The organism is Pseudomonas sp. P5_152, from assembly GCF_033989915.1.
Taxonomy (GTDB): domain Bacteria; phylum Pseudomonadota; class Gammaproteobacteria; order Pseudomonadales; family Pseudomonadaceae; genus Aquipseudomonas.
The window spans coordinates 17,431-42,285 of sequence record NZ_JASFAH010000003.1 but is presented as its reverse complement, the minus strand read 5'-3'; the positions used below and the strand labels follow the sequence as shown (position 1 = coordinate 42,285).

The following is a 24,855-nucleotide window of genomic DNA, read 5'->3' as shown; positions in this document are numbered from 1 at the left end:
CGTCGGATGACCATCCTTGCCCTGTTCCTAGGGATATCCCTAAGTGCCAGCGCAGCAGATGTTGAATGTGAAGGTCGCTGGGTCAACCCCATCACCGACGTGTGCTGGGATTGTATTTTCCCTATTTCCATTGGATCCGCGAAGGTATCCGTCGGGAAATATCCTGACCCGCCCAACCCCGCTTCGCCTATTCAAGTTTGTCCTATGGGTATTTTCTGGCGGATTGGCATCGCGATCGGCTTTTGGGAGCCTTTCGCAATGACCGACGTCAGCCGATCACCTATGTGTATGGTGAATATGGGGGGGTTCTCGCTCAACGCGGGCAAGATCGGTACCGGCACCGGTGGTCAGTCAGAACTTGAGGCGTCTCGCGGCTTTTACCACGTTCACTGGTACAAATATCCGCTGATCAACTGGCTCAACATCATCACCGACGTCGCTTGTATGCAAGGCGGCGACATGGACATTGGCTACCTGTCCGAACTTGATCCCTTGTGGAATGACAGCAACCTGTCGCTGATGATCCAGCCGGAAGCTTTGCTGTTCGGCAATCTCATTGCTCAGTCTGCGTGCGCTGTCGATGCCGTGGCTGCCAGTACCTATTTACCACTGAGCACACTGTTCTGGTGTGCAGGTGCGCATGGTTCGATGTACCCCTTCACCGGGTCGGTTTCCAACGAATTCAACCCGATCATGTCCTCGATCCTTCTTTCGGAGCGCATGGCTTTCAAGCTCCATCGCCAGGGCATGATCGTGAACTCCGTTGGTGCCGATACGGCCGTCTGCTTCGAGTACCCCTCTCCGATTATTCCCAAGGAACGCTATCGCTATCAGATGGTGAACATGTTCCCCGATAGCACCGCCTGTCATCCCTTGGGGGCCTCTGTATTGCGCTGGGAAGCCGGTCGCAACCCACCGAACTCGCGAAAAAACTACGGCTACCTCCTCTGGCGCAAACGTAACTGCGTAATCCTATGACGATCAAAGGGATTGATATGTTGTCCTTAAAACTCCGTTCTCTACAGGCTGTTGTACTGCTCAGTTTGGCGCTTACCTCCAATGCCGACAGTCTTGAAGAAAAGCGCGCATTCATCGACCAGCAGCAAGCCAAGGAGCAAATCCTGCGGCAACTAAAGGCACCGCTGCAGCTCGGTGGTACCACGCAGACATTCGATCAGCTCTGGATCGACCAGTTGGCTCAAAAGCAGCAGGAGGCTGCCGGTGCGCAGGGTGCGGAGAAGGTAAAACCGGACGTCATCTACTTCGTTTCGTCCTCAATCCCCACTGAGGGCATGCACAAGATTATTCGCGATGCGGACCGGCTGGGCATTCCGGTGGTCATGCGCGGGCTTATCGGTAATGACTTCCGACGTACTGCTGCCTACCTCATGGATCTGGCCCAGCCTGAAAACGTCGGTGGTGTGCAGGTCGATCCAACCCTATTCAAGCAATACGGGGTAAACGTTGTGCCGGCACTGGTGGTGAGTTGCGGAGCCAGGTCCGACCGCCTGATTGGCAACGTGAAGTTGGATCGCGCCTTGGAAATTATCGCCGAAGACGGCGAATGCAAAGATGTGGCCACCCGTTACCTGGGCGAACGCACGTGAAACAACCGGGTTGGGTCAACTATCGAAAATGGTGCGCAATGGCGATGGCCATTGCGTGTCTATCCGCCTTGTCGACCCTGTCCCATGCTGCTCCGGACGACGGCTATTCGGCGGGCCGTGATTTTGGCAACGCGATAAGAGGCAATGCCAACTCAGCCCTGAACAGCGGGCAAGCTCAGGGGGTGATTCCCGGTACGACCGGCTCCCCTCCTGAAACGCGCTTTTACGGCGGTGTAACCAGCTCCAACACCAACCTACAGAACGAAGGCATGTCAGCGTTGCTGGGCACTGAGCATGGCAAAGCGGCTCTTGAAGCCTATACCCAGAATCCTAAGCCCACTCTCTCCATGGACGCGGACTTTCTCAAGCCCGGCTGGGAGGCTCAGGCCAATGCCGAAAAGGTTCTGGATGGCAGCCAGCAGTGCACTAGCCAGACCCTGCAGAAGACTAGTTACGACAACTATTACTGCATCCGCGATCCTTCGATCACCAGTTCGTGCAAAAAAATTGCAACGGTCGGTGGCAATTGGACCAACACCCAACCCGTACCAAAATACCTAATTCTCACGCCGGCAGACTTTGCCTGGACCCGCACACAATCGACGCACCCTGGTGGAACCCTGCTTCTGCCAGCCTTTCGCGGCGTCTATGCGCTGCCGTTGTCTGGGCAGATCCTGGCGCAGTCGATTCAATTGTTAGGCTCTGCCCGGTTTTGGTCCATCAAGGCACCCAATGGCTACGTCAAACCAACGTTCTACCAACCTGGTATGCCCGCATTTTCGACTTTTTACCCCAGTGCCTACAACGAAGGCACGCTGATCGAGCTAACCATCACCAAAATTCCAGACGCACAAGGCGACGCCAATAATCCAGGTGATTTCAGGCTGTACCTGAACCTGGCTGTCGATGAGCGCCAATTCGTCCCCGAAGTCATTTGGCAAAACTTTTGCCCCTCCGAGGTCGTCACCGCAGACGTTACCTGTACTCAGGGGCCGGAAACCCGCTCCATAGTCATGGAGGGCAAGACCTACAGCATTCATAGCGACTGCTGGGAGTACACCACGCAGATTCGTGAGCAGGAGGCCGATGATCAAGCCTGCGCCGAATATGACAACAACAAAAACTGCACCCTTGCAGCTCGGAACTGCGAAATGAGCGATGAGGAAGGCGTGTGTGTCAGTGAAAAAGTCACCTACCAATGTCAGACCACGGCCTCCGCATCTGGCCAGCTCTGCGGTGGGGACTTCTACTGCACCGATGGTGCCTGCGACACGATGGCCAACAATAAAAACAGTTCATTTGCCCATGCCATCTCGCAATTGGCTACTGTTTCAGCGGCGGCAGAGACTGCGGTCGACCAGATCGACATCCAGGTAGGAGCCTTCACCGGACAAGGCATGCAATGCCGAAAGGCCGCTGCTGGGTTCAACAACTGCTGTGCAAACGGGGGCTGGGGGGCCAGCGCGGGGTTTGCGCACTGCAGCTCAGAGGAAAAGAACCTCGGCACCGCCAAGGAACGCAAGCTTGCCATTTCTGTAGGTGAGTTCTGCGCCAAGAAAGTTCTAGGGGTTTGCATCCAGAAGAAACGCAGTTACTGCGTGTTCGAATCTAAGCTCGCGAAAATCCTCCAGGAGCAGGGTAGGGCCTGGCAACTGGGGATCGGTTTTGGAAGCGGAAAGCGCCCTAACTGTCGGGCGATCACCATTGAGGAGTTACAGCAGATTGACTTCTCGAAGCTGGATTTCAAGGACTTTTACGAGGACCTGCAGAACAACCTGAAGCTGCCAGACATCGAGGCGCTGACCGAGCAAATCAAAAACCAAATCGCCGCCGAAGCAGAGAGGCTGGGCCAATGACGACCATAAAACTACTGGCCGGCATCGTGCTTGCCTTGGCCGCCGGCATCACTGCCGCTCAGGAGCCGCCTGAGGTTATCGGCTGGCACTGGTACAACGAGCCGCCCAAAATTAGTGATGAAGAACCTGCAGCCCCTGAACAGGCTCCAGCGTTTGAGGCATTGCTACCCTCTCAGCAAATGCGGTTCCTGCAGCAAGTCATCAAAAGCCGCCTGGATACCGCAATTCTCTATCCGACTACGGAAAACCTTGCGGCCTACCAGCGTGCTCAAAACTACTTCACCAACCAGGCCAGCCTGTTCAGTCAGGCGTTTCAGCGCGCTCAACTGCAATTTCCCGAGCTGGACTACAACCTGCAGTACAGCCACTACAACAACATCGCCTCACTGCAGCGCGACAAGGACAAGCGAGAGGCGAACCAGGCCATCAATGACCTGAGTCAGGAATACGGCCTATTTGTGTTCTATCGGGGCAATGAGCCTATCGATGTCAGGACCGCCGAGGTCGTTAGTTCGTTCGCCGCGAACTACGGCCTGGCCATCATTCCGGTGTACGTCGATGGAATCGAGGCTCCTTCGTTGCCTGGAAGTTCGCCCGATGCGGGTCAATCAGTCGCGATGAATATCCGCAATTTCCCCGCCGTTTTCCTCGTGTCGCCCAACACTCGTGAATACAAGCCGCTGGCCTACGGCTTCATCAGCCAAGACGACCTTGCACGCCGTTTTCTCAACATCGCTACTGATTTCAAGCCCAACTTCTAAGGAGCTCCCTATGACCGTTGTTCGTCTTCCGCTTGCGCTTTGGATGCTGGTAATCAGTAGCAGTGCCTTTTCTTCGACCGTAGCTGAGATAGCAGCGCTCGAGCACCAAAAAGGCAGTCCCGTGCTTCAACAACAGATAGTAAAAGGGAAACAGCAGAGCCTCTACACCTTGCCAAGTGGCGTCAAAGTGGACCTTAGCCGTTGGCAGTTTGTGACCTTCACTCGCTCTGACTGCAAGTACTGCCACCTGTTCGCGCCGGTGCTACGGGATGTCAGTCAGGAGCTGGGATTGAAAGTGTTCATCTACTCCTTCGATGGCAAAGACGACAGTCAGTTGGGGCCCGTAGCGCCGGCGCTCCCAGACATTGTGCAAACCTTTTTCGCTGAACTGCCGATCGCGACCCCCACCACCTTTTTGGTCAACGTCGACAATATGGTCACTGTGCCCGTGTACCAGGGCAATACCGATGGCAGCAACTTCAAGGCAAGGATCAGTATGAGCCTGCAGGCAGCTTATGACAGTGGAGTGATGTAATGCGCCATCTGGTCAAGGCTCTAACACTTGGGTTGGTACTCAGTAGCACAGGTGGGCTTACGAACGCTTCGCCGAGTACTGACTTGGGCAAATACTTCGACGGTCTGAGCTACGACGGCAACGTCACTTCCCCAAAAGCTTGGAAGGGTCAATCAGCTGGATACCTGACGGGCGGATCACTGTTTGCCCGCACCGGCGTGCGTAACGTCCAACTGGTGTCGTTACAACTCCCTGACGTCAAAAGTGGCTGCGGTGGGATCGATGCCTATTTGGGCAGCTTCTCGTTCATCAGCGGCGACGAAATTCAGCGCATGGTTAAACAGATCATGAGCAACGCCGGGGGTTACGCCTTCGATCTGGCCTTACAAACCGCCATCCCCGAAATGAAGACCGCTAAAGACTTCCTACAAAAACTGGCCGCGGACATGAACAGCATGAACATGTCTTCGTGCCAGGCTGCCGAAGGAATCGTCGGTGGTCTGTGGCCAACCACCCAGGTAAGCCAGCGCAAGATCTGCCAGGACATCTCCGGTGAGCAAAACTTGTTCTCTGACTGGGCCTCCTCCCGCCAAGGCTGCACCATCGATGGTGATGCCGGGAAGGTGCTAGGTAAGGCCAAGGGTGCGCAAAAAGACCAGGTGCTGCGAAGCACCAACCTGATGTGGCAAATCCTCAGCAATCGCGCCTTGATGTTCGCTGATGACACCGTCACCAAGCAGTACGTGATGACATTGACTGGCACGGTCATTTTCGATGACGCAGGAAACGTCACCGTGGTGCCACCGATGGCCAGCCGCGATGACCTGGTGCACATCCTGCTCAAGGGGGGGCAGTCGCTTATGTACACCTGCGGAAGTACCAAGGATTGTTTGAAAATTACCGTAGGGAAGTTACAACTAGCGAATAATCAGAGTCTGCAAGCTCGCGTGAACAAACTGATCGATTCGATCGTTTCTAAAGCAATTAGTGACACCAACCTCACCGCAATGGAGCAAAGCTTCATTAATAGTACCAACGTGAAAATTTTACGTTATGTCATCGATGCACAATCCGTCGGTATTATGGAGTCGCAGCTGGTGATGCTAAGCGATTACATCGCCTTTGATATTTTACTTAAATATTTACGAGACATGCTAGACCAGGTTGAAGTAGGATTGAGTATCAAAAATTTTCCTGAAGAACAGCGCGGACTAGTAAGAAACAACTTAAAAACTGCGTACCGTCAGCTCAACGAACTGCAAGCAGCGGTTAAGTATCGCGAAGATGCCTTGATGAGCATGGATAAAAGCATAGGCTATACCCGTCAGCAATTGTCGACCGGAATGCTATCCAAATATCAAGAAAACTACTCATTCGAGGCCAAGTGATGGACGTTATTTATGTATTGAATGGAGGTGAACTATTCAGAGAGGAGCTTAACGCTGTCGTTTCTTTTGTTGGCTCAAGCAGTTGGCGGACCTTGGCCAGAAGTTTCATATTACTTGGCGTTGTTGCCTCTGCCATTGCTTATATCCGCGATCACGAAATTATGGGATTGGTCAAATGGTTGGTGACCTTCGCATTGGTAACCAACGTGATGCTAGGAATCAAACGTGATGTGCAAATCATCGATATTAGTAACCCGGCCATGGTCTATCAGGTGAGCAACGTGCCGCTTGGCATTGCCGGACCAGCATCAATCATCACGGGTATGGGTCACGGTATCGCGACCGCTTACGACAAGTTTTTCAGTCTTCCAGACTCTATGGCCTATAACAAAACCGGAATGATGTTCGGTTCCAACTTGCTGGTCCGTGCACACAGTTTCCAGTCGCAAAACGGCAGGCTTAACCGCTACATGGTTGAATACGTAAAAAGCTGCATGATCCCTGACATCTCGTTGAACCATAAATACTCATTTGAAGAATTGATGCACAGCAAAGATCCGTACGCATTGATATTTAGTAAACCTAGCCCCCTGCGTCACATTATTACACCTGGAGAAAATGACGGATTCCTGGTGTGTAAAAGTGCCGCCGAAGAAATAAAAAAAATGATGAACCCCGAAGTAACGATCGGCGGAAAAACGTTTAAATATTATTCTATGGTTATGTTCAAGGACCGTCCAAATCCAGAACTGTATCTACGTGACATGCTTGGTAGCAGCTATAACTACTTCCTACAGGGTGGCGAATCTGCCAGCGACGTCATGAAGAAAAATGTCACGATGCGGTTGATACGCCAAGGCATTGTGAATTTTTCGGCAAGTAGTAGCGACAGTGCCGGTTTGGTTGCACTTTCATCCGAGACAGCAATGGCAAAAATGCGTATGTCGCACCGCACTGGTTGGGAAATCGCAACGACGCTATTACCGCTGTTGCACACAATCTTGATGAGCCTAATTCTTGGATTGTTCCCCCTGATTATTATGCTGGCCACAATACATATTTATTCATGGAAGATTATCAGTGGTTACATCTATTCCATCGCTTATCTGATGTCCTGGCCGATCATGTTCACAATTTTGAACCATGCGATGAACGTCTATACGCGAGTGAAGCTTTCAGGGGCTGATCTGACCCTGAGCAACGCCGACATGGCCATGTTGACCCGATCAGACCTTGCCGGGGTTGCAGGATGGCTTTCGCTCTCGATCCCATTCCTTGCCGCCGGCATCATCAAGGGTCTGAATTCAGCAGTGTCACAAGCTGGGGCCTATATGGGCAGCGCCATGCAAAGCAGTGCCTCGGCCTCAGCTGCTCAGGCCACCGACGGTAATTGGGCCTACAACAACATGCAGGTCGATAATGTTAACGGTTTCAAGCACGACACCAACATGTCCTATCGAGACGGCTCGAAAACTCAGCAGCTGAGCAACAATGCCACCCAAACCCAGACGGCAGCCGGTGGTACGGTGCTGGATACCAGTTCGGCCATTTCGCGAACGCCGCTGGACATCAACTTTGGCAAGTTGCAGAGCACCGAAGCTTCGCGCCAAGCGTCCGAGGGTCACCAGCGTTCTGAGTCGTTGGCCAGCGGCTATTCCAATCAGCTTAGCAGTGGCATCAACGGCTTTAGTCAGTTCACCCAGCAACATGGCAAGGATGCGATCAAGTCGGTTGCGGGTGAGGACTCCCAGTCTATGAACCACCTAATGGCCCAGGCCAACATGGTCAGCGCTGCCGAGCGCTATGGCAAAACCAATGGCATGTCGACCCAGGATGCTTATCAAGAGCTGATGAACTTCGGTCGCGGTGCATCTGCATCCCTGACAGGCACGCTTTCGGCTGGCAAGGGCGTGAGCATGTTTGGCTTTAACGCAGAAGGCCGTGTTGCTGCCTCTGCCGGCGGTGATGCCTCGCTACGCTGGAATGACCAGAAGTCAAAAAACATCAGCGTCGAAGACAGTAAGCGTTCGGAGGAATCCCGAAACGCCGAGCGAGACTTCCGAGAAAACTACGACATCGCCAAATCGACCCGTCTGAGTACCAGCGGCAATTTATCTAACAGCGAAAATAACAGCCATCTAGTTCAAGCCAGCGCTTCGCTATCCGAAGCCCACAACACGTTCGATGAGTATCGTGCAAACGAATCGCGCACCCATGGCTTGGAACAGATGGCCCGTACTTCTGAGTCGATGAACGTCAACCAGCACAGCAACGTAAATCAAGAATTCGTCCGCTTTGTGCAGGACAAAGTCCCTGCCCATTCGACCGAGATTCTGACCGACACCGAAAGCACACTGGCTCGCCGCGAGCGAGAGCAACTTGCCCAGGAGTTCATCGGCCAGCGTATTGAGAAAGAATTGGCCGCCACCCACCAAACTAACATGGCCAACCTCGGCGCTGATCTCCCCAGCGTATCCAGCAATCCCAGTACACCAAGTCCAGCCGCTCACTTCGACCAGGGCCGCGAGCTAACCCAAGCAATGGCTGACGAAGCCGGTATCAAGAGCGACAACTCAACTTCTGTCGGAATCAGGCTGGATCAAGAGAGCCGACAGGCACTCATGGGTGACCAAGGCACAAAGCTGCAACAGACCAAGGCCGATTTACAGCAACAGCACACGGATAGAAAAGCTGACACTCGAGGCGATATCGAGGCGACCAATACGGCAATCGATGACAGGAACGTACTCAAATACGGCGGGATCATGGAGCTTCAACAGGAAGCTGAGGCCATTGAAAAGATGAACCTGATGAAAAAGGCTGAGGATAAATAAATGACGAATGCAGATTATAACCTCTATACCACGATCACTTTTTACGGGTATCTAAGCCTGCTTTTGGTTAATTATCTATGGTTCTTACCCAAAGCTTATCGCGAGTACAAAAATAAACGTCCCACACATGCGACCAGAAAGGTCAATTGGGCCTGTGGGTTGGGAGGTTTATTAACCATCCTTTGCATATTCGGTATGTCCACCCCATGGCGGGTCGGAATCTACTTCGTACTTCTAATGACAAACCTGGCTACCTACATCGGTGTCGGTCATCTATGGATGCGCCATCAGATTCTCAGCAATCCCAGCCATCCGCTGCATGAGCTGTATTCCAGCATGATCATGAAAGGCAAAGACTGACGCCCGCCTAACTACCTTTCCACCCCAAACGGGCACGCCTAGGTGTGCCCGTTTGGCCATTTATTGCCTGGATTTTTTCTGATTGCCATGGGGAATAACGGCATGAAATTTGAGCGCGACAGTTTTAGTGCGAAAAACGTAACGCAGGGCGGTCAGGTCACTGCGTACATGATCCGCATGTTTGTACAGATAAACAACATGATCGCCTACTACCTGCTTTTGCTGTGGGTCTTGTTGATTCTTGTTTGGGTATTTGTCCGCAACACCTATCAGCAACTGCACCACGGCGTTCTTTATTGGTACGTCGACTCGCTGTCCTCGTTGTATGAACTGACCAACTCCGAACAACTGTACTCAATCAGCTTCACCGACGCCAAAGGCGTCGTCTACACCGCGAAATTGACAGGCACCAAGCTGCTAAATGATCCCTACTTCATCAGCATGGGCTCAATGCTGCGCCGCGAGCTTATGTTAGGGCTGGTCGCCGGCGGTGCCGTCGTGGTTGCTCTGGGTTGTTACGCCTTTTGGTGGTTGGGCAATCGCGGTCGAGAGCAGAGTGAAGATGAGGTGCTGGGTGGTCGCACCCTCGCAGCGAGTCCCAAGGACGTGGCCAAGCTGATGAAGGCGAAGGATGACGCCTCGACGATCAAGATTGGCGACCTGCCTATGAAAAAGAACGGCGAGATTCAGAATTTCGCCTTTCACGGCACGGTCGGTACCGGTAAAACCACGGCCCTGAACCTGTTCCTGGAACAGATAAGAGCGCGCGGCGAGCGAGTGATCATCTACGACAAGGGCACGACCTTCATCGAGAAATTCTACGATGCGAGCCGTGACAAGGTACTCAACCCAGTCGATGTGCGGTGCGCAAACTGGGACCTCTGGGAGGAATGCCGTTCGTTGGCCGACTTCGACAACGTGGCCAATACCCTAATCCCCATGGGCTCCAATGATGACCCCTTCTGGCAGGGTTCGGCACGGACCATTTTCGCCGCCGTGGCCAACCAGATGGGGAAAGACCCCGAACGTAGCATCAACAAACTCCTGCGGACTCTGCTGGCCATCGACTTACCGGCCCTTCGCACCTACCTCGCGGGCACCGAGGCCGCGAGCCTGGTGGATGAGAAAATCGAGAAAACTGCTATCTCGATCCGCTCCGTACTCACCAACTACGTCAAATCCATGCGTTACCTGCAGGGCCTGGAAGCGTCCGGCAAACCGAAGTTTGCGATTCGCGACTGGATGCACAACGAGAGCCCTGAAAACAACGGTTGGCTGTTTGTCACCAGTAACGGTGCCCTGCACACCTCGCTCAAGCCGGTTATCTCGATGTGGCTGTACGTGGCCGCAACCACCCTACTGTCGATGCAGGAAAACCGACACCGGCGAATCTGGTTCCTGCTCGATGAGCTGCCCAGCTTGCACAAACTGCCTGGCCTACCGGAAATCCTCGCGGAAGCACGCAAATTCGGCGGCTGTTTCCTGCTGGGTTTCCAGAGTAACCCTCAACTGCAAGATATCTGGGGCCCCAAATCAGCCGCCGCGATGGTCGACCTGCTCAATACCCGCTTTTTCTTCCGTTCACCTTCGGCCGAGGTCGCCGAGTTTGTGGCCAAGGAATTGGGCGAGACACGCCTCAAGCGCTTCTCCGACCAGTACAGCTACGGTCTCGAATCGGTTCGCGATGGTGTGACCTTCAACAAGCGGCAGGAAAACGAACGCATCGTCAGCTACTCGGACATCCAGAACCTGCCCGATTTGCACTGCTATGTAACCTTGCCAGGAGGCTACCCAGTAACCCAACTCGAATTGAAGCGTAAGGAATACAAGAGTGTCGCCGAGCCGTTCCTGGAGCGTAGCGTCAACGAACTGTTAGACCCTTTGGTCGAAGAAACGCTACGTGATCGCGAAGCACCGCCCGAAGCCAAACAACTGATGGCCGCCATTGGTGTGGCGGGTGTTGTAGTAGCCGAAACGCTTGTTCCCAGTCCCTACCCTTTGCCAAATTCAGTCGTTCCGGCATCCGCAATTGCTGAGTCCCACGCTGCTGCCTCAACGACCTCTACAGCGTCTTCTGCCGCAACAGCGGCAGCAACGGCAGCAACGGCAGCAACGGCAGATGCGAGTGACGGCAACCAAGTCGAGTTTCCGGCCCCTGAAAACGTCGACTTTATCCAGGTCGGTGAGCACAAGGTGGAATCTCACACCGGTGAAGTTATCGTCGATGAGTTCGACCGCTTCATGAGCGAGGAAACCAACATCAATTGGTCCGCACCCGAACCAAATTGGATGCCGGACGTTTACGACATGTCGGACATGCCAGATAGGGGTGAGCGCTAATGCTATCGCTTGCCCCCATTGGCTCTGCCTCTAGCGCAGCTCAGTATTACAGTGCTGACGAAAACTATCAGTTCTCTGGCGAGCTGGACGCCAGTTGGCACGGTAAAGGTGCCGAAGAGCTCGGCCTGCAAGGACGGATTGAGCCCGCTGAGCTCACCGCCGTACTTGAGGGACGTCTGCCGGATGGTGGCGACCTGACGCGGATGAGGGATGGCCGGAATATCCACCGTGCAGGTTACGACCTGACGTTTTCCGCGCCAAAAAGCGTGTCGATGCTGGCCCTTATCGGTGAAGACAAGCGATTCCTGGATGCACATAACCAAGCCGTCAAAGACACGCTGACCGAGTTAGAGCATCTGGCCTCCACCCGAATCACCACCGACAAGGTCGGCAAAGTGGTTCCCACCGGCAACCTCATCGCAGCGACGTTCACCCACGACACCTCGCGCAATCTCGACCCTCAGTTGCACACTCACGCTCTCGTCGCCAATGCCACGCAGCACGACGACGCCTGGCGTTCCTTAAGCAGCAGCACAGTGGCCAAAAACGGTTTTATTGAAACGATGTTTTCAGCCCAAGTCGGGGTTGGCTTGATTTACCGTAACCACCTGCGTCAATCCATCGAGGGGATGGGTTTTGAGACCGTCACCACCGGACGGAATGGACTGTGGGAAATTAAGGGAGTGCCGACCGAGCCTTTCTCCACCCGCCGCAGCGAAATCATGGAATTGGCGGGTCAGCACGCCAGTGACAAAACTAAAGATTATGTGACTCTGGAAACCCGCCGCGGGAAGGAAGAACTGGACGCGGCAGAGGTGCGGCAGAACTGGAACGAAAAGCTCGACGGCATTGGGTTTGATATCAAGGGCTTTATTGCCGAACGCGAATCAGCAAGTCAACAGCTCTCTGATCCGAGCACAGTGAACCAGCCAGCGGTTCACGAGGCCGTCCAGTCAGCTATTTCGATTGCTGCCGGCAATCGCTCACGGTTCACCTACAGCGAACTGCTGAACCTGGCCCTCAACCGTGTCCCGGTGGCCCAGGGGATCATTCCGGCGATCCGCAACGAGATAGAAGCGGCCATTGCCAACAATAATCTAGTCGCCCTGGATGAGAATAAGAGCAGCTTCTCCTCACGTGTACACATCCAAACCGAGCTTGAGGTACATAGCCTGGGTCAGCAGATTCAGGGCGACGTACTGATCAAGTTACGAAGCACGCCAGTATCCAGCCAACAACCCGCCATCCGCGAGGCGTTTGCTCGAAACGAAAGCATCGCGGTGCTCAGCTCGATAGGCGGCGCCGATCGTCAGCTGACCTTCCTCGATGAGCTGGCCCGGGAAGCGAGTACTGGCCGGCGTAACGTGACAGTGATCGGTGCAGACAAGCCTATGGCCGAACGTTTTTCCGCCATGACTACCGTAAGAGTCAAGATGGCCGACCGCAGTGACATTGCTCTGGATCTTGAACTGCAGCGCAATGGCGTGGTGATTGTTTCCGACGCGCAGAAACTCAGCTTGGCTGAATCCAAGGACTTGCTTGACGCCGCGCTGAAAGCCAACAGCCAGGTCCTGTTAGTCGATACCGAAGGTCGTCGCGGCCATGGCAATGCCCTGGGCGTGCTCAAGGAAGCGGGCATCTCCGTCTACTCCAATAACGGCCAGATCGACATCCCCGTTGGTATTAACAGCATTCCAGCCCGTAATGAGCGTTTGCAGGCCATCGCGCAAAGTTACGTAAAAAACCACAAAGATGGGCAGGAAGTCATTGCCCAGGCGGGCACGGTCCCTGAGCGCAAACAGTTGAGCCAGGCCATCCGCGGCGCCTTGCTGGCTGAAGGCATAGTGCGCGGCCCTGGGGCCAGCATCGAATCGCTCGAACCGGTCTTCCTCACGGCCGAAACCCGCAAGCAGCGCAACAGCTACCGCGATGGCCAGGTTTTGGAGCAATGGGACCACGCCACTAAATCCGTCACGCGCTTCCAGGTCATCAAGGTCAGCGACCGCGCCAACAAGATATTGATACAAGCCGCCGACGGCAGCCGTCGGGCCATGAAACCCAACCAGTTCGATAACAGTTGGTCGCTGTACAACAGTGCGAAGATCGAGGTCGCCGAAGGTGACCGGTTGCGCACTTACGGCAAGGATCGTCAACGCGGCTTGGAGGCCCGTGAGGAACTGATAGTTACCAAGGTAAAAGACGGCAAAGTCACGCTGGAGGGTGATGCCGTGAAGGTCCGTCTGCAGGATGGCGATTCGGTCAAGATTGGCTACAACTACGTCCAGTCGTTGGGTGGCCAAGTTAAAGAGAGCGGTACCGTACTGGCCTCGCTACCGATCAACTCTCTTAACGCTGAAACCCTAAATACCGTAGCCCGCAGCGGCGAACGCATCGAACTCTTCACCGCCGAAAATCCGGGGCGAGCCCGCAACAGAATTGCCGACATTCCACGTTACCTGCCGGTGATCAACACGCTACGCGCCCAGGTCGGCCAAACGCAGCCAGAACAGGCCATTGAGCAAGCCAATAGCCAGCTCTATACCGAGCTTGAGCGCGATGTTCGAGACGGCATGAAATCCGCCCGAGGCAGCGAAGTCGCCTTCAACCTTGGTGACTTGACCAAAGCGGTGCTCAGCGCCAATCACACTTACCAGCTCAAGGACGTTCGTCAGGAGTTGGACAAGCTACAAAAAACCGGCGAGTTGATGCAGGTGGACACCCCTCATGCCGGGCAGTTGTTTATCGAGCGCAACACGTACCTGAACGAGAAAAACATTCTGGCCCACATCGTCCAAGGTAAGGGTGCAGTTGAACCGCTGATGAGCGCACACGTCCAGTTAGCGGCTGGCCTAACTGCCGGCCAGCAAGAAGCTACGTCAATGATACTCACTACCGAGGATCGGTTTGTCGGCATCCAAGGGTATGCCGGTGTAGGTAAAACCACCCAATACCGCGCCGTGATTCAGGCGTTAGAGACCCTGGGCCAAAGTAAACCCACAGTGATTGGCCTTGCACCGACGCACCAAGCGGTAAACGAACTGCAGAGCATCGGTGTTCAGGCGCAGACCATCTCGTCCTTCCTGGTCGAGCAGGAACGCTTGCAGGGTACCGGTGAGACCCCGGACTTCAAGAACACCGTGTTCCTGATCGATGAGCAGTCGATGACGGGCAACGATCACCTCTCAAGGTTATACGACCAGATTGCTGCAGGTGGCGGCCGAGCTGTCTCCAGTGGTGATACAGCCCAGCTCCAAGCGATCGACGCAGGCTCTCCATTCCGGCTGATGCAACAACGCAGTGCGGCAGACTTCGCGATCATGAAGGAAATCGTGCGTCAGACCCCGGAGCTGCTGCCGGCGGTATACAGCATGATCGACAAAGATGTGCACGGCGCCCTGAAAACCATCGACAGCTTGAGCCCTGAACAAGTCGATCGCCAGCCGGGCGCCTACGTGCCCGAACGATCGGTGATGACAATCCCCGACAACCCTAGCCTGCTCCGGGCAATCGCCCAGGATTACGCAGGGCGCACCGTCCCCGTGCGTGATGCGACGTTAGTAATTGCCCATACCAACGCAGACCGCACCGCAATCAACAATGAGATACACCAGGCACTAAAAGCTAACGGTGATCTAGGCACAACCGACGTCGGCGTTCCGATCCTCGTGCGCGAAAAAACCATCGGAAGTCAGCTGAACAACTCCGCCAATTACCTGGAGCACGTCGGCCAAATCCTGCTGATGCGCGACAGCTATTACGCCATTGAAGGGGTCGATACGCAGGCGAAAACTGTGGCCCTTCGTGCTTACGACAGTACCACCGGCAAAGTAGAAGGTGGCAGCGTGATTATTTCGCCGGCAGAACACCGTACCAGCGACATTGCCCTGTATCGCCAGGAAAACCTACGCATCAGCGAAGGCGAGAAAATTCGCTTCACAGCTACCAACAAGGATGAAGGGATCTTTGCCAATCGGCCGTACACGGTTGTTGAAATAAGCCCGGACAAGTCGCTCATTCTGCAGGATCGCGACGGTGAACGCCTGACGGTCCAACCCCAAGACCTCAAGCACCAGCACTTCGACTATGCCTATGCAGTGACTGCCTACGGCGCCCAAGGAGCCAGCCATCGCTATGTGATTGCCCTGGAGGGTATTGAGGGTGGTCGTAAGAACCTGGCCACCCTGCAAGATGCCTACGTAGCGTTCTCTCGGGCCAAGGAGCACGTGCAGGTCTACAGCGACAACCCCGACGCCTGGGCGCGCAAGGTCAGTGCAAGCGCGGAGCGCGCAACGGCTCATGACCTGGTGCACTTACAAGACGATCGCAAAGCTGCTGTTGCGGTGCAACTGTGGTCAGGCGCAACACCGCTTGATCAGACTCGGCTGGAGAACTCCAGTGACCTCAATGCACGGTGGATAGGCAGTACCGAAAAACATCCGCAACCCAGTCTCTTGATACCTACTTTCAACCGTGCAGGGCACCAGGTAGGTGTACTGCTCTATGACATCAAACCAAGTGAAATGAACAACTTCAGTCCCGAACAGAAGCATCGCCAATTAGGTGCTGAGCGGGGCGACTTTGTCCTGCTGCGTACTAGCAAGGACGGCAAGACCGAACTCTTTGAAAGCCTCTCCCAAGCTCACCAGTTCACGCAAGAACATAAGAATACTGGTGTAATTGTCAGGCTCCACGGTAACGCAGAACCACTAAATGTTAAGCGCATGTCAGGCGGTACTATCGAGATAAGCGATAGACAAGCCCAGGAAATTGCACGGGAGATAGAAAAACAACGCCGCAACGAAGTGACAGCAGGTTTAGCAGTAGCTCGCGAATTTCTGCAGCGCGAAAAAGACAAAAAACCAACTATGACCGAACTAGAAATTAAAGAGATTGTCCGTCAGCAAGCAGAGGAAAGTAAAAAGCTAGATAAGAGGATTCATAAGCTCTCGGTCGATCTGTCCAAAGAGGACCTACAAACCACAGAGCGAGAAATCATAACGACCCCAGATCGGATCAAGGAGAAGACACTATGATGAGCAATACGGTAATTCGGACAATGGGGTTCTCAAATCGTGTCTATCAACTAAATCCCTGGGCAATTGACACCCTGAAATTGATAGCACTGTTTGCAATGCTAATCGACCATACCAATACAATACTCAGCTTACATCATGACTACCTTCGTATCATCGGCCGAACAGCCTTCCCATTGTTTGGGCTGATATGGGCACACAACTGGGTAATGAATGAGCACAAGCCTAATCGACAAAAAGCGGTAAATCGCATGTGGATTTGGTCACTCATCACTCAACCATTTTATGTATATGCCCTCGCCGATAAAGGCTGGACTTGGCACGACGCAAACATTTTGTTCTGTTTTGCCACCGCTAGCCAAGTAGCTATTTGGCTGAGAAGCCCAGTGGTTCTAATGACTCCACTCGCAGCCATCTTGGTCTTAATAACGATCACCCTCACGGAAGCTAGAGAGTATGGTGCTTGGGGTATGCTTTTCTTACTCGCTTGCTACACTTTCTATTCGCTAAAAGGCAATAAGGCAATTCTAATTACTACCGGAACATTGGTTTTGTGCTGTGCATATTCGCTAAATTTTCAGCGACCAACGTTTGCTTTAGCAAGCGCATTCTTACCGCTTATTTCTATGTTTTTGGTTTTACTCTTTTCGGTTCTGGTATCCCGGCGGTACCTCCCGTCACAGTTATTCTATTATGCATATGCCGGCCACCTCGTAGTTTTGACCTTGATTGCAACTACCATAAATCATTGATCTATAGGCCAAAAAGACTAGACGCTGAATGCCCGCATTGCGGGCATTTCACTTTCTACTCCTCGTCATTGTACAGCTCTGCTAACTCCTTTTGAGCCTTTGAGTGAACTACCCTCACCATATCGTCAGGGCTGATAGGAAGTTCTTTTCGAATGTCTGGTAGCTTGAGCAATGTTCGAAAGTTTGCCTCAAGCATGTGACGTGTGATAATAGCCTCACGCAATATTAATCGTTCAACATCCAATACATCATCTTCGCTATTTTGTTGATTAAGATAAACACGAAGACCCAACTCAATAATCTTTCCCGCAAATCCTGAAATAGTTGCCTCGCCTCCGATAACGCCATCTTCTCGCATAGCCCTGACACATTCCTTGATCTGCTTCTCGGTCGCTTCCGACATGTAAACTGAATGCCTAGGCATACTTAATTTTTATCCCTCTTTGAATTCCCTTAGAGCAACCAACCCAAATATCTTATAATAGAATCCGCTTTACGAAGCGACTCTAAATAGTTCCGAAATCTCTTTCACAAATCAATAATTCATTTTTCATTCCTGCTGCACAGCTGCAGCAGAATTGATGAGCTCTGCAGCAGCTGTGCAGCAAACATCACTCAGATTTTATGCCGGGTTGCTACAACACTGCATAAACCATGCTGCACCACTGCAGCAATGCTCTGCAAGCCTTATCCTAAATGGCTTATGCAGCTGTGCAGCAACTTGCTGCACAGCTGCAGCAGGTGCACTTTTATTTTAGTGATATATTATTATAGTCTGCCGTAAGTCATTGTTTCTGAACGGATCATGCAAGGTTTCAAACCTTGCGTGGGGTGTGACAAACACTATACGAAGCGCATACAAACTGCTCGACCAAAAGTTTATTTGATCCATCACGGGGGTTTTGCGAAACTGGAGTTTAAAGCGCCTCACGCACCTTATGGACACGTTAAGAGCTAAGGAGTAGCAATGATAAAGAAATTCTTAGGAATTGCCCTGGTGCTCGTACAGGGGCTTTCATTCGCATCAGACAGATGCTTTGAGTCATCGGCCAAGGCTTACAACATCGATGCAAATTTAATCAGAGCAATTGCATGGCAGGAATCAAATTTTCGTATCGACGCCAAGAATGTAAATAAGAATGGCTCCACTGACTTAGGGGTGATGCAAATTAATGGAATTCACTACGACCGGCTTTCTGCAATGGGTATTCAGCAAAGCGACCTAGCATCGAATGGTTGTCTTAACGTGTTTGTCGGAACATTCATTCTTGCCGAAATTTTCAAAAAACATGGAATGAACTGGAATTCGGTAGGAATATACAACGCAGGACCAGGCACAAAAAAAATCACTACGATTAAAAACAGAGTGATTTATGCTAGCAAGATAAATGAAAAGTTAAGAGCTGTACGCGCTGCTAGGATGCCATCCATTCAACAACCTACAGGTTGGCTTCCACTTTCTATGGCTCACGCACCAAGCGAAAAATAGAGTACAGCACTAGACGCCTACCCTTCAGCTATTAGCTTTCTAATCGCCATCACAACGTAATCCTGGTCTAGGCTTTCCAGTTGATTCTCCAATTCTTGAGGAATCCATAGGACAACAGGCACCAAACCAGGGCGCCCCTCATCCTTAAGTATTTTGCGTATACGGCTAACAATCTGGCTTACACTTTGACGCGACATTTCGTGTCGTCTGGCTACTTCAGCCGGCCTAAGCCCTTCGACTAAAACCTCACGGGCCATCAAAACTGAGCCATGAGCCAATCGTCTAAGAACAGGCTCCAATTTGTCCCATTGTTCAGCTGTGTAGATTTGCGACATGAAATAACCCTTTTCCTAGAGTGACTGGCACAATGGTTGCCCAGTTCCTGCTCTTCACAGGAAAACTGGGCTTCTACCATTAGTCTGTTAATCGCGCGATTAGCTTTGAAGCTGCACGCACATCTATGTGACCCAGAGTCAACAACTGTCCGACTAAGGCTGCGACCACTACTTTATCACGCTTGTCTATCAGATCGTGATCTATCAGTTCCTTGAGATGGGCAAGAGCAAGAATAATTCTTCGCTTCAGTTCAGCACGTTGTGGAGTTTCGTCAAGGCAATTCTCACATACGCCTGCTTTACCTTGTTCAAACGTCTCGCACCATCCCGCGCATAGTTCATGATAACGACAACGCGCTACTTTGATTAATTTTTGCATAGAGGCTCCAGTGAAGCCCAGCCTAGCTGGGCGTCATTCGTTCAGAAAAAGTGCGTCCCTTTACTTGGCCGAATTGGTATGCAAGATCAGTGGTAACCAATCTTTACCCTTAGCCAGCTTTTCTGCCTCTATGGAAATTTCCCCTTTGCGAAGATTTGATAGCCGCTCAACTTGGTCCGGCGCGAATTCCTTCACCGCTTCTAATACCAGTCTTTTTGGTACCTGCGAGAAATAGCTTTCTGCCGTTGCCACCCAGGATTTACTCATGTCCAGTTTGCATGTTCTGGCAAGCGCATCAGATCCAGTTGTTCCATCTGTTGCACGGCTAGCGATTACATTCGTAGAGAGCGCCACACACACAGCAAGCAACTGGTTCAGGTCGGTCATGCTCAGTTTCAACAGTACAGTAAAAAGCTTTGCAGGGTCATTCGGCAAACGTTTACGCCACGGCGAAACCAACTTCTCAAAATTCTTGCACGCTGATGAGTTTCCAACGTCTGTAGCGTATTCTTCAAGATTAGGCGTTTGCTCAATTGAAACGTTAACTGGTAAGGCGCCTGCGTACCAACGCTGATTGTGAAATACAGACATAACCAAGCGATGCAGAGTGCTTGCCAGTGCTAGTTTCGGATCGCTCGCTATAGCCACCTGCAACGCTGCTGTTTTGTGCGCAGTAAGCTGCCGTGCCATACGTTCAGATAGCTTAGCTGGAGCTTCGGCGCCGGCGGTTTCTACCTTCCCGCGACCAGTGCCCTTTTGAAGACCACGGATGATTTCCAGTTTCCCCCGCTGGATGGTCACAATGGCACCAGCTGTCGAGTAATGCTCGGTCAAGAATTCAGTAGCTTCAAAATCTATGGCCTCACGCGCTTCCTCAATTTGCTCCAAGCACTCACGGACGCTTTCAGCCTCCGCTGAATCATCGGTTTCCTCTAACTCTAAAAGCCGCGTTTCCATCGCGATTATCTCGGCATCGAGCGCAGCCGCAGCTGACGTTTCACCAGCAGTCAGTTCACGTCTAACTGGATAAATTCGCGAGAATGGTTGAAGGGTTTCGTACTTACATTCCTGTACGACCTCCACCCAGGACCAGCCTTCTGCACGCACCTGCTCGGCCGCCCCTTCCAGCTTCTCGGTGGCAAGCTTCTGGACCAACAAAGCATCCTCAAGGAAGATATTTTTGTCATCGAACATGTCTTGCCGGCTGACTCCACCCGCAGCTTCGTAGGTTTCCAGAGTGACAAAAGCCGCAAGGTTGCTTTGTCTGAGGTTGATTTCCCCTCTTGTTGCAAGCTCCCGCAACGAGCTTGCCCAGCGACGCCCCTCGGGCAAATTGAAGTAAATGTCTTCCTGCACGCAATGATCTGATGCAAGGGTCAAGGCCATCATTTGCTCCAAATCGGCCCGCCCCTCACGGAACTCAGTCATGACCTTTGGGGAAAGACTGGCAAGCCGAAGTCGACGTTTTATTACTCCCGGGGTAAACCCGAAAATAGCTGCTACATCCTCTACAGAGCGGCCTTCATCGTTGACCATCAGACTCATTGCATCGAATTCATCTGCAGGATGCATGGGGGAACGGTGCGTGTTCTCGGACAAGCTGGCTATCCGTGCCAATTCTTCTGCCATCACCCGACACATGACCTTGTGATCTTCCTTGATCATTTCTTTGGCGAGTAAATCATTCAAGTTTGCAAGTCGCTCTCCCCCTCCCCACACGTCGAAGCCGCCATCGATCGCTTCCACGACTATCAGGTTCTGCAGTAGCCCTTGGGCCATGATGCTGTGTTGCATAGGGGTCAGCGCCGAATCTACGTCGCGCAGCTGATGCAGGTTGGCTTTAACCTTGCGAACGTTACCCGCAGCACGGCGAAGCTTATTCAGCGGAATTAAGCGCCACTCGCCTTCGTCAACGTGCTTCTGGTGGTCCAATCCATTCATTGCGATATCTCCAACCGATTATCCCTGGAGCGGTTGCTGCCGCTGAACCCAGGTATCGAAGCAGTAGTGCTTCAATGAACTTATTATCTCAAACATCACTAGATTTGTAAACGTTTGATTGCGCTTATGAATATTTGTCATTTACTTTTACACTCAGGCGAGGCTTCAGCTGTTGCAATCTTGTAGTTTATAAACTACAATTGACACATGAGAACGATCAAACAAACCGCTACTTTTATGACTTGGGAACGCAAGCTAAAAGACCAGCGCGCGAAAGCGATCATTGCAGCTCGTGTCTTCCGAGTAGCTAATGGCCTGATGGGTGATGTAGAGCCGGTGGGTCAAGGCGTTAGCGAGTTACGTATCCACTACGGGCCCGGTTATCGTGTCTATTTCCAGCAGCGCGGCAATGAACTTGTTTTGTTGTTATGCGGCGGCGACAAAGGCAGTCAAGCCCGTGATATTGAAACCGCCAAGATGCTTGCCAGCCAGTGGAGTGAGGAAAAATGAAAGAAGTAATTTATGAATATGATCCAGCAGCAGCACTGACCGACCCCGAAACCATCGCTATTTTTATGAACGATGCTTTTGAAACTGGGGATCCTGCACACATCGCTAAAGCAATTGGCATAGTGGCTCGCGCTAAGGGTATGGCCGAACTGGCAAAAGAGTCTGGCTTATCCCGCGAACAGCTTTACCGCTCGTTCAGTGAAAACGGCAATCCGACCCTGAAAAACCTTTTAAAAGTTATGCGAGCCATCGGCCTTGATCTAACAACACGTCAGCACGTCCAGCCCTGACTTCTCAAGCGAAAATCTGGCAAAGCACTTAACACGGCCCGCGGCATGGTTGGCCTGCTAGTTGTAGAGGTCGTGAGCGGGAATAAACGCTTCACAGCGCGTCCACTCGTGGGCGCCTCATTACTCGCGCCTGGAGCAGCAATTTCGACCTGGTTGGGTCTGCATGTCGGCTTCGGCGGTCGCGGTAAGCCCCGGATACCCGACGCTGGGCCGCTATCAAGGGGACCGTGGAATAACGCAGGTGCGCAGCATCAAGGCTATGCCGCGAAAGCCCCTTGCTAGCGGATCAGCACAGGGTAGACGAATAGGGCTGCACGCGACCGCCGAAGCCGACATGCCCGCCAGGAACCGCGTAAGGAAGGCAAGGTCACCCAAAGGGGGCCGCGCAGCGCCACCGGCGCGAAGAACAAGTGGAACGCGTAGCGCTGAAAGCGCGTAGGCGAGAGGATGGAAGCCCAAAGGGCCGAGACCGGAGGAACGACGGGCTTGGTTCACGACAGCCGTACCGAAGGGCTCGCACAGGTGCCCAGGTGCCACATCAAGTATCCTTGAGTCCGCGATCTGCTTCCGCTTATGATACCGGCAGGGACTCCAACCGAACTCCCTATGAGGCCCACTGTGTTGCTGCACAGTGGGCTTCGCTTTGTTCTAAATCATAATCTTGGTTTAGACATATTTAATGAGCCTGAGATATCGCAACCTCAGCGCTAGTTTTTATTTGCAACATTCTGGCATCGTCGTATCGAATTATCCTTGAGTACGCAGCTCTAATACGTCGTGCCTCTGTTGTTCTTACAATTTTTTTTCGGAGATTTTCATGTCTAAGCTCGCTGAATTTCGTCAACTAGAACAACACCTAGCTGAGAAAATGAAAGCCTTTGAGGCGATGAAGGATGACTCGGGCCTTAAACGGGAGCTCGAATTCGAAACAAAACTGCGTGCCCTGCTCGCTCAGTATGGGTATAGCTTGCCGAACGTCATAACCTTGCTCGATCCTCAGGCCCGGCGTCGTGCTCCATCAACTGCATCTACGACCCGCTTACCGAAGGCGCGCAAACCACGCCAGGTAAAAATCTACAAACACCCTCAGACCGGTGAAGTCGTTGAAACTAAAGGCGGCAATCACAAAGTTCTGAAAGAGTGGAAAGCCGAGCATGGTTCTGAAACTGTCGATTCTTGGCTGACGAATTGAGCTTCAGCTGAGTACAATAAAGGGCCCTTGAAAGGCCCTTTTTTTGGATTCCATAAAGTAGAAACTTCAGACTTTTCGCGCTGCATTGCAGAATTATCTGATGCAGAACCACCATCAGATGACCAATGCTGTTGTGGGTGTGCCTCTCACTTGCGAGAATTTAGGGAAGGAAGTCTAAATGTCTGAAAATATCTCTCGCTTGACGATATTAATTAACCCTATAACCAAACAGAAACTAGAAACTCTTGCTGATAAATCTGATCAGACCGTTTCTCAAATTATTAGAAAGCTAGTAAAGTCGCATCTGAACGAGCCGGAAATTTTATTACTCCTATCACCGGAACATATGGATGACAGGGAAGGGTCAAAGAAGCAAGAGTGATTGGAAGTTAAGGCAAAAAATCGGCACTTTAAAGTTGTCTATATCTGGACTTAGTCATTACCTATACTTCCTTCAAGAACTCTCACTGATTTTCCCACCTCGCGCTCTATTGCAGCTAGATGGACCTTTTGACGTTCAACAATATACAGTTCAACTATCCGGATCAGCTTACGTAGCTCGTAAAGACGATCAAAAGGGAAAGATATTTGGTAACGCAAACGGAGAATTAGCTCTCCTGGCGTATCCTCCTCATTTGCGGACACCGACTCAAACTCATTTTCGTCATTATGTGCCACGTACTTATGGCGCAATTCCATCAGAACTTTGTGGTGCTCCAGATATACAGCTTCAGATCTAAAAATCGAAGAAGGTTCAAGCCTATTCCGACCTTTCCCAGCACTCACAAAACACTTCGCATACGAGTTGAGCGCACTTTTGAAGTTCCCCAAGAAGTCGAGGAGCGGTGGGTATGAATCCCAGAGATGAGGATGGCCTAGGTCTACGGCTTTACCGATGTAGTAGCTGGCTTCGTGAATCTGCCGCATCAGATGGATTTGACCCTTATAGCTGCTCAGCGCGCTCATCTAGATACTCCTATGCAGTGGTAAGTAGAAAATTCACCATGGAAATGTTTAGCCTCTATGAAAGCGGTTAAACCGTCCAGGTATTGACCACGACGTATGCATTCCGAATAGCCAATTTTTTAATCATGTACCGTTTAGAACGGCAAGTCGAAGTCATGCCGCCAAAAAGCGAGAGATACATCATGCTTTAGTGGTGGACCCCAGGGTGAAATACGCTCTCCAGATCTCACTTTAGCGTCATCCAAGACAACTGCAAACTCTACAACCCTATGCCCCTCAAGCAGCTTTAGCAGCGCCTCAAACGTCTT

21 protein-coding genes are annotated in these 24,855 nt (G+C 52.2%); 16 read left to right on the top strand and 5 right to left on the bottom strand.

Annotated features, from left to right (window positions below; genetic code table 11):
• The first annotated feature begins 6 nt into the window (after positions 1-6).
• The 11 genes from traU to QMK50_RS27205 all read left to right on the top strand — a co-directional run bounded on the left by traU (position 7) and on the right by QMK50_RS27205 (position 17,445).
• Positions 7-978 carry a conjugal transfer pilus assembly protein TraU gene (gene traU, locus QMK50_RS27255; RefSeq protein ID WP_413787334.1) on the top strand — a complete coding sequence of 324 codons (972 nt, stop codon included), beginning with the start codon at positions 7-9 and terminating at the stop codon, positions 976-978.
• Positions 975-1,607 carry a type-F conjugative transfer system pilin assembly protein TrbC gene (trbC, locus tag QMK50_RS27250; protein ID WP_320334601.1) on the top strand — a complete coding sequence of 211 codons (633 nt, stop codon included), beginning with the start codon at positions 975-977 and terminating at the stop codon, positions 1,605-1,607. The genes traU and trbC overlap by 4 nt, the downstream gene beginning before the upstream one ends.
• Positions 1,608-1,645: 38 nt before the next feature.
• A complete protein-coding gene (locus tag QMK50_RS27245) occupies positions 1,646-3,463 on the top strand; it encodes a conjugal transfer protein TraN (RefSeq protein ID WP_320334600.1) in 1,818 nt (605 codons plus the stop codon).
• A complete protein-coding gene (gene traF / locus QMK50_RS27240) occupies positions 3,460-4,224 on the top strand; it encodes a type-F conjugative transfer system pilin assembly protein TraF (RefSeq protein ID WP_320334599.1) in 765 nt (254 codons plus the stop codon). The genes QMK50_RS27245 and traF (QMK50_RS27240) overlap by 4 nt, the downstream gene beginning before the upstream one ends.
• 10 nt (positions 4,225-4,234) lie before the next feature.
• On the top strand, positions 4,235-4,759 hold the full coding sequence (gene traF, locus QMK50_RS27235; RefSeq protein ID WP_320334598.1) for a conjugal transfer protein TraF: 525 nt from the start codon (positions 4,235-4,237) through the stop codon (positions 4,757-4,759).
• Positions 4,759-6,126 carry a conjugal transfer protein TraH gene (locus tag QMK50_RS27230; RefSeq protein ID WP_320334597.1) on the top strand — a complete coding sequence of 456 codons (1,368 nt, stop codon included), beginning with the start codon at positions 4,759-4,761 and terminating at the stop codon, positions 6,124-6,126. The genes traF (QMK50_RS27235) and QMK50_RS27230 overlap by 1 nt, the downstream gene beginning before the upstream one ends.
• Positions 6,126-8,960 (top strand): conjugal transfer mating-pair stabilization protein TraG, encoded by a 2,835-nt coding sequence (gene traG, locus QMK50_RS27225; protein WP_320334596.1) that lies wholly within the window; start codon positions 6,126-6,128, stop codon positions 8,958-8,960. The genes QMK50_RS27230 and traG overlap by 1 nt, the downstream gene beginning before the upstream one ends.
• Positions 8,961-9,320: a hypothetical protein gene (locus QMK50_RS27220; RefSeq protein ID WP_320334595.1), complete on the top strand. Its 360-nt coding sequence runs from the start codon at positions 8,961-8,963 to the stop codon at positions 9,318-9,320. It begins immediately after the preceding gene.
• Between the two features lie 102 nt (positions 9,321-9,422).
• The gene (gene traD / locus QMK50_RS27215) at positions 9,423-11,660 is read left to right on the top strand and encodes a type IV conjugative transfer system coupling protein TraD (RefSeq protein ID WP_320334594.1); all 2,238 of its coding nucleotides are present in this window, start codon (positions 9,423-9,425) and stop codon (positions 11,658-11,660) included.
• Complete coding sequence (traI, locus tag QMK50_RS27210; RefSeq protein ID WP_320334593.1) at positions 11,660-16,693, top strand: conjugative transfer relaxase/helicase TraI; 5,034 nt, start codon at positions 11,660-11,662, stop codon at positions 16,691-16,693. Before traD ends, traI begins: the two co-directional genes overlap by 1 nt.
• Complete coding sequence (locus tag QMK50_RS27205) at positions 16,690-17,445, top strand: TraX family protein (protein WP_320334592.1); 756 nt, start codon at positions 16,690-16,692, stop codon at positions 17,443-17,445. Before traI ends, QMK50_RS27205 begins: the two co-directional genes overlap by 4 nt.
• Before the next feature lie 55 nt (positions 17,446-17,500).
• Here the strand turns inward: QMK50_RS27205 and QMK50_RS27200 are convergent, their stop codons facing one another.
• Positions 17,501-17,848: a hypothetical protein gene (locus tag QMK50_RS27200; RefSeq protein ID WP_320334591.1), complete on the bottom strand. Its 348-nt coding sequence runs from the start codon at positions 17,846-17,848 to the stop codon at positions 17,501-17,503.
• A gap of 564 nt (positions 17,849-18,412) precedes the next feature.
• Here QMK50_RS27200 and QMK50_RS27195 point away from each other — a divergent pair.
• The gene (locus QMK50_RS27195) at positions 18,413-18,934 is read left to right on the top strand and encodes a lytic transglycosylase domain-containing protein (protein WP_320334590.1); all 522 of its coding nucleotides are present in this window, start codon (positions 18,413-18,415) and stop codon (positions 18,932-18,934) included.
• 17 nt (positions 18,935-18,951) lie between these two features.
• Here the strand turns inward: QMK50_RS27195 and QMK50_RS27190 are convergent, their stop codons facing one another.
• From QMK50_RS27190 to QMK50_RS27180, 3 genes are all read right to left on the bottom strand, one after another.
• Entirely contained in the window at positions 18,952-19,269 is a 318-nt protein-coding gene (locus QMK50_RS27190; protein WP_320334589.1) for a TrfB-related DNA-binding protein, read from the bottom strand.
• A gap of 79 nt (positions 19,270-19,348) precedes the next feature.
• Complete coding sequence (locus QMK50_RS27185; RefSeq protein WP_320334588.1) at positions 19,349-19,648, bottom strand: hypothetical protein; 300 nt, start codon at positions 19,646-19,648, stop codon at positions 19,349-19,351.
• A 60-nt stretch (positions 19,649-19,708) separates the two neighbouring features.
• Positions 19,709-21,589: a ParB/Srx family N-terminal domain-containing protein gene (locus QMK50_RS27180; protein WP_320334587.1), complete on the bottom strand. Its 1,881-nt coding sequence runs from the start codon at positions 21,587-21,589 to the stop codon at positions 19,709-19,711.
• Between the two features lie 207 nt (positions 21,590-21,796).
• Between QMK50_RS27180 and QMK50_RS27175 the strand changes: the two genes are divergently transcribed.
• From QMK50_RS27175 to QMK50_RS27160, 4 genes are all read left to right on the top strand, one after another.
• Positions 21,797-22,099, top strand: coding sequence for a type II toxin-antitoxin system RelE/ParE family toxin (locus QMK50_RS27175; RefSeq protein WP_320334586.1), 303 nt, complete (start codon positions 21,797-21,799; stop codon positions 22,097-22,099).
• Entirely contained in the window at positions 22,096-22,389 is a 294-nt protein-coding gene (locus tag QMK50_RS27170; protein WP_320334585.1) for an addiction module antidote protein, read from the top strand. Before QMK50_RS27175 ends, QMK50_RS27170 begins: the two co-directional genes overlap by 4 nt.
• An 817-nt stretch (positions 22,390-23,206) precedes the next feature.
• On the top strand, positions 23,207-23,581 hold the full coding sequence (locus QMK50_RS27165; RefSeq protein ID WP_320334584.1) for a histone-like nucleoid-structuring protein, MvaT/MvaU family: 375 nt from the start codon (positions 23,207-23,209) through the stop codon (positions 23,579-23,581).
• 178 nt (positions 23,582-23,759) lie between these two features.
• A complete protein-coding gene (locus QMK50_RS27160) occupies positions 23,760-23,963 on the top strand; it encodes a hypothetical protein (protein ID WP_320334583.1) in 204 nt (67 codons plus the stop codon).
• 50 nt (positions 23,964-24,013) lie between these two features.
• On the opposite strand, the gene QMK50_RS27155 is transcribed toward QMK50_RS27160, so the two are convergent.
• Positions 24,014-24,547, bottom strand: coding sequence for a hypothetical protein (locus QMK50_RS27155; protein WP_320334582.1), 534 nt, complete (start codon positions 24,545-24,547; stop codon positions 24,014-24,016).
• Positions 24,548-24,855: the final 308 nt, after the last annotated feature.

What these genes read in the sequence shown, in the direction of transcription:
- traU (WP_413787334.1), top strand. Translation starts at nt 7, where the DNA reads ATGACCATCCTTGCCCTGTTCCTAGGGATATCCCTAAGTGCCAGCGCA.
- traI (WP_320334593.1), top strand. Translation starts at nt 11,660, where the DNA reads ATGCTATCGCTTGCCCCCATTGGCTCTGCCTCTAGCGCAGCTCAGTAT.
- QMK50_RS27245 (WP_320334600.1), top strand. Translation starts at nt 1,646, where the DNA reads ATGGCGATGGCCATTGCGTGTCTATCCGCCTTGTCGACCCTGTCCCAT.
- QMK50_RS27185 (WP_320334588.1), bottom strand. Translation starts at nt 19,648, where the DNA reads ATGCAAAAATTAATCAAAGTAGCGCGTTGTCGTTATCATGAACTATGC.
- QMK50_RS27190 (WP_320334589.1), bottom strand. Translation starts at nt 19,269, where the DNA reads ATGTCGCAAATCTACACAGCTGAACAATGGGACAAATTGGAGCCTGTT.
- traF (WP_320334598.1), top strand. Translation starts at nt 4,235, where the DNA reads ATGACCGTTGTTCGTCTTCCGCTTGCGCTTTGGATGCTGGTAATCAGT.
- traD (WP_320334594.1), top strand. Translation starts at nt 9,423, where the DNA reads ATGAAATTTGAGCGCGACAGTTTTAGTGCGAAAAACGTAACGCAGGGC.
- QMK50_RS27180 (WP_320334587.1), bottom strand. Translation starts at nt 21,589, where the DNA reads ATGAATGGATTGGACCACCAGAAGCACGTTGACGAAGGCGAGTGGCGC.
- QMK50_RS27230 (WP_320334597.1), top strand. Translation starts at nt 4,759, where the DNA reads ATGCGCCATCTGGTCAAGGCTCTAACACTTGGGTTGGTACTCAGTAGC.
- QMK50_RS27175 (WP_320334586.1), top strand. Translation starts at nt 21,797, where the DNA reads ATGAGAACGATCAAACAAACCGCTACTTTTATGACTTGGGAACGCAAG.
- traF (WP_320334599.1), top strand. Translation starts at nt 3,460, where the DNA reads ATGACGACCATAAAACTACTGGCCGGCATCGTGCTTGCCTTGGCCGCC.
- QMK50_RS27200 (WP_320334591.1), bottom strand. Translation starts at nt 17,848, where the DNA reads ATGTCGGAAGCGACCGAGAAGCAGATCAAGGAATGTGTCAGGGCTATG.
- QMK50_RS27155 (WP_320334582.1), bottom strand. Translation starts at nt 24,547, where the DNA reads ATGAGCGCGCTGAGCAGCTATAAGGGTCAAATCCATCTGATGCGGCAG.
- QMK50_RS27220 (WP_320334595.1), top strand. Translation starts at nt 8,961, where the DNA reads ATGACGAATGCAGATTATAACCTCTATACCACGATCACTTTTTACGGG.
- QMK50_RS27195 (WP_320334590.1), top strand. Translation starts at nt 18,413, where the DNA reads ATGATAAAGAAATTCTTAGGAATTGCCCTGGTGCTCGTACAGGGGCTT.
- QMK50_RS27170 (WP_320334585.1), top strand. Translation starts at nt 22,096, where the DNA reads ATGAAAGAAGTAATTTATGAATATGATCCAGCAGCAGCACTGACCGAC.
- QMK50_RS27165 (WP_320334584.1), top strand. Translation starts at nt 23,207, where the DNA reads ATGTCTAAGCTCGCTGAATTTCGTCAACTAGAACAACACCTAGCTGAG.
- trbC (WP_320334601.1), top strand. Translation starts at nt 975, where the DNA reads ATGACGATCAAAGGGATTGATATGTTGTCCTTAAAACTCCGTTCTCTA.
- QMK50_RS27205 (WP_320334592.1), top strand. Translation starts at nt 16,690, where the DNA reads ATGATGAGCAATACGGTAATTCGGACAATGGGGTTCTCAAATCGTGTC.
- traG (WP_320334596.1), top strand. Translation starts at nt 6,126, where the DNA reads ATGGACGTTATTTATGTATTGAATGGAGGTGAACTATTCAGAGAGGAG.
- QMK50_RS27160 (WP_320334583.1), top strand. Translation starts at nt 23,760, where the DNA reads ATGTCTGAAAATATCTCTCGCTTGACGATATTAATTAACCCTATAACC.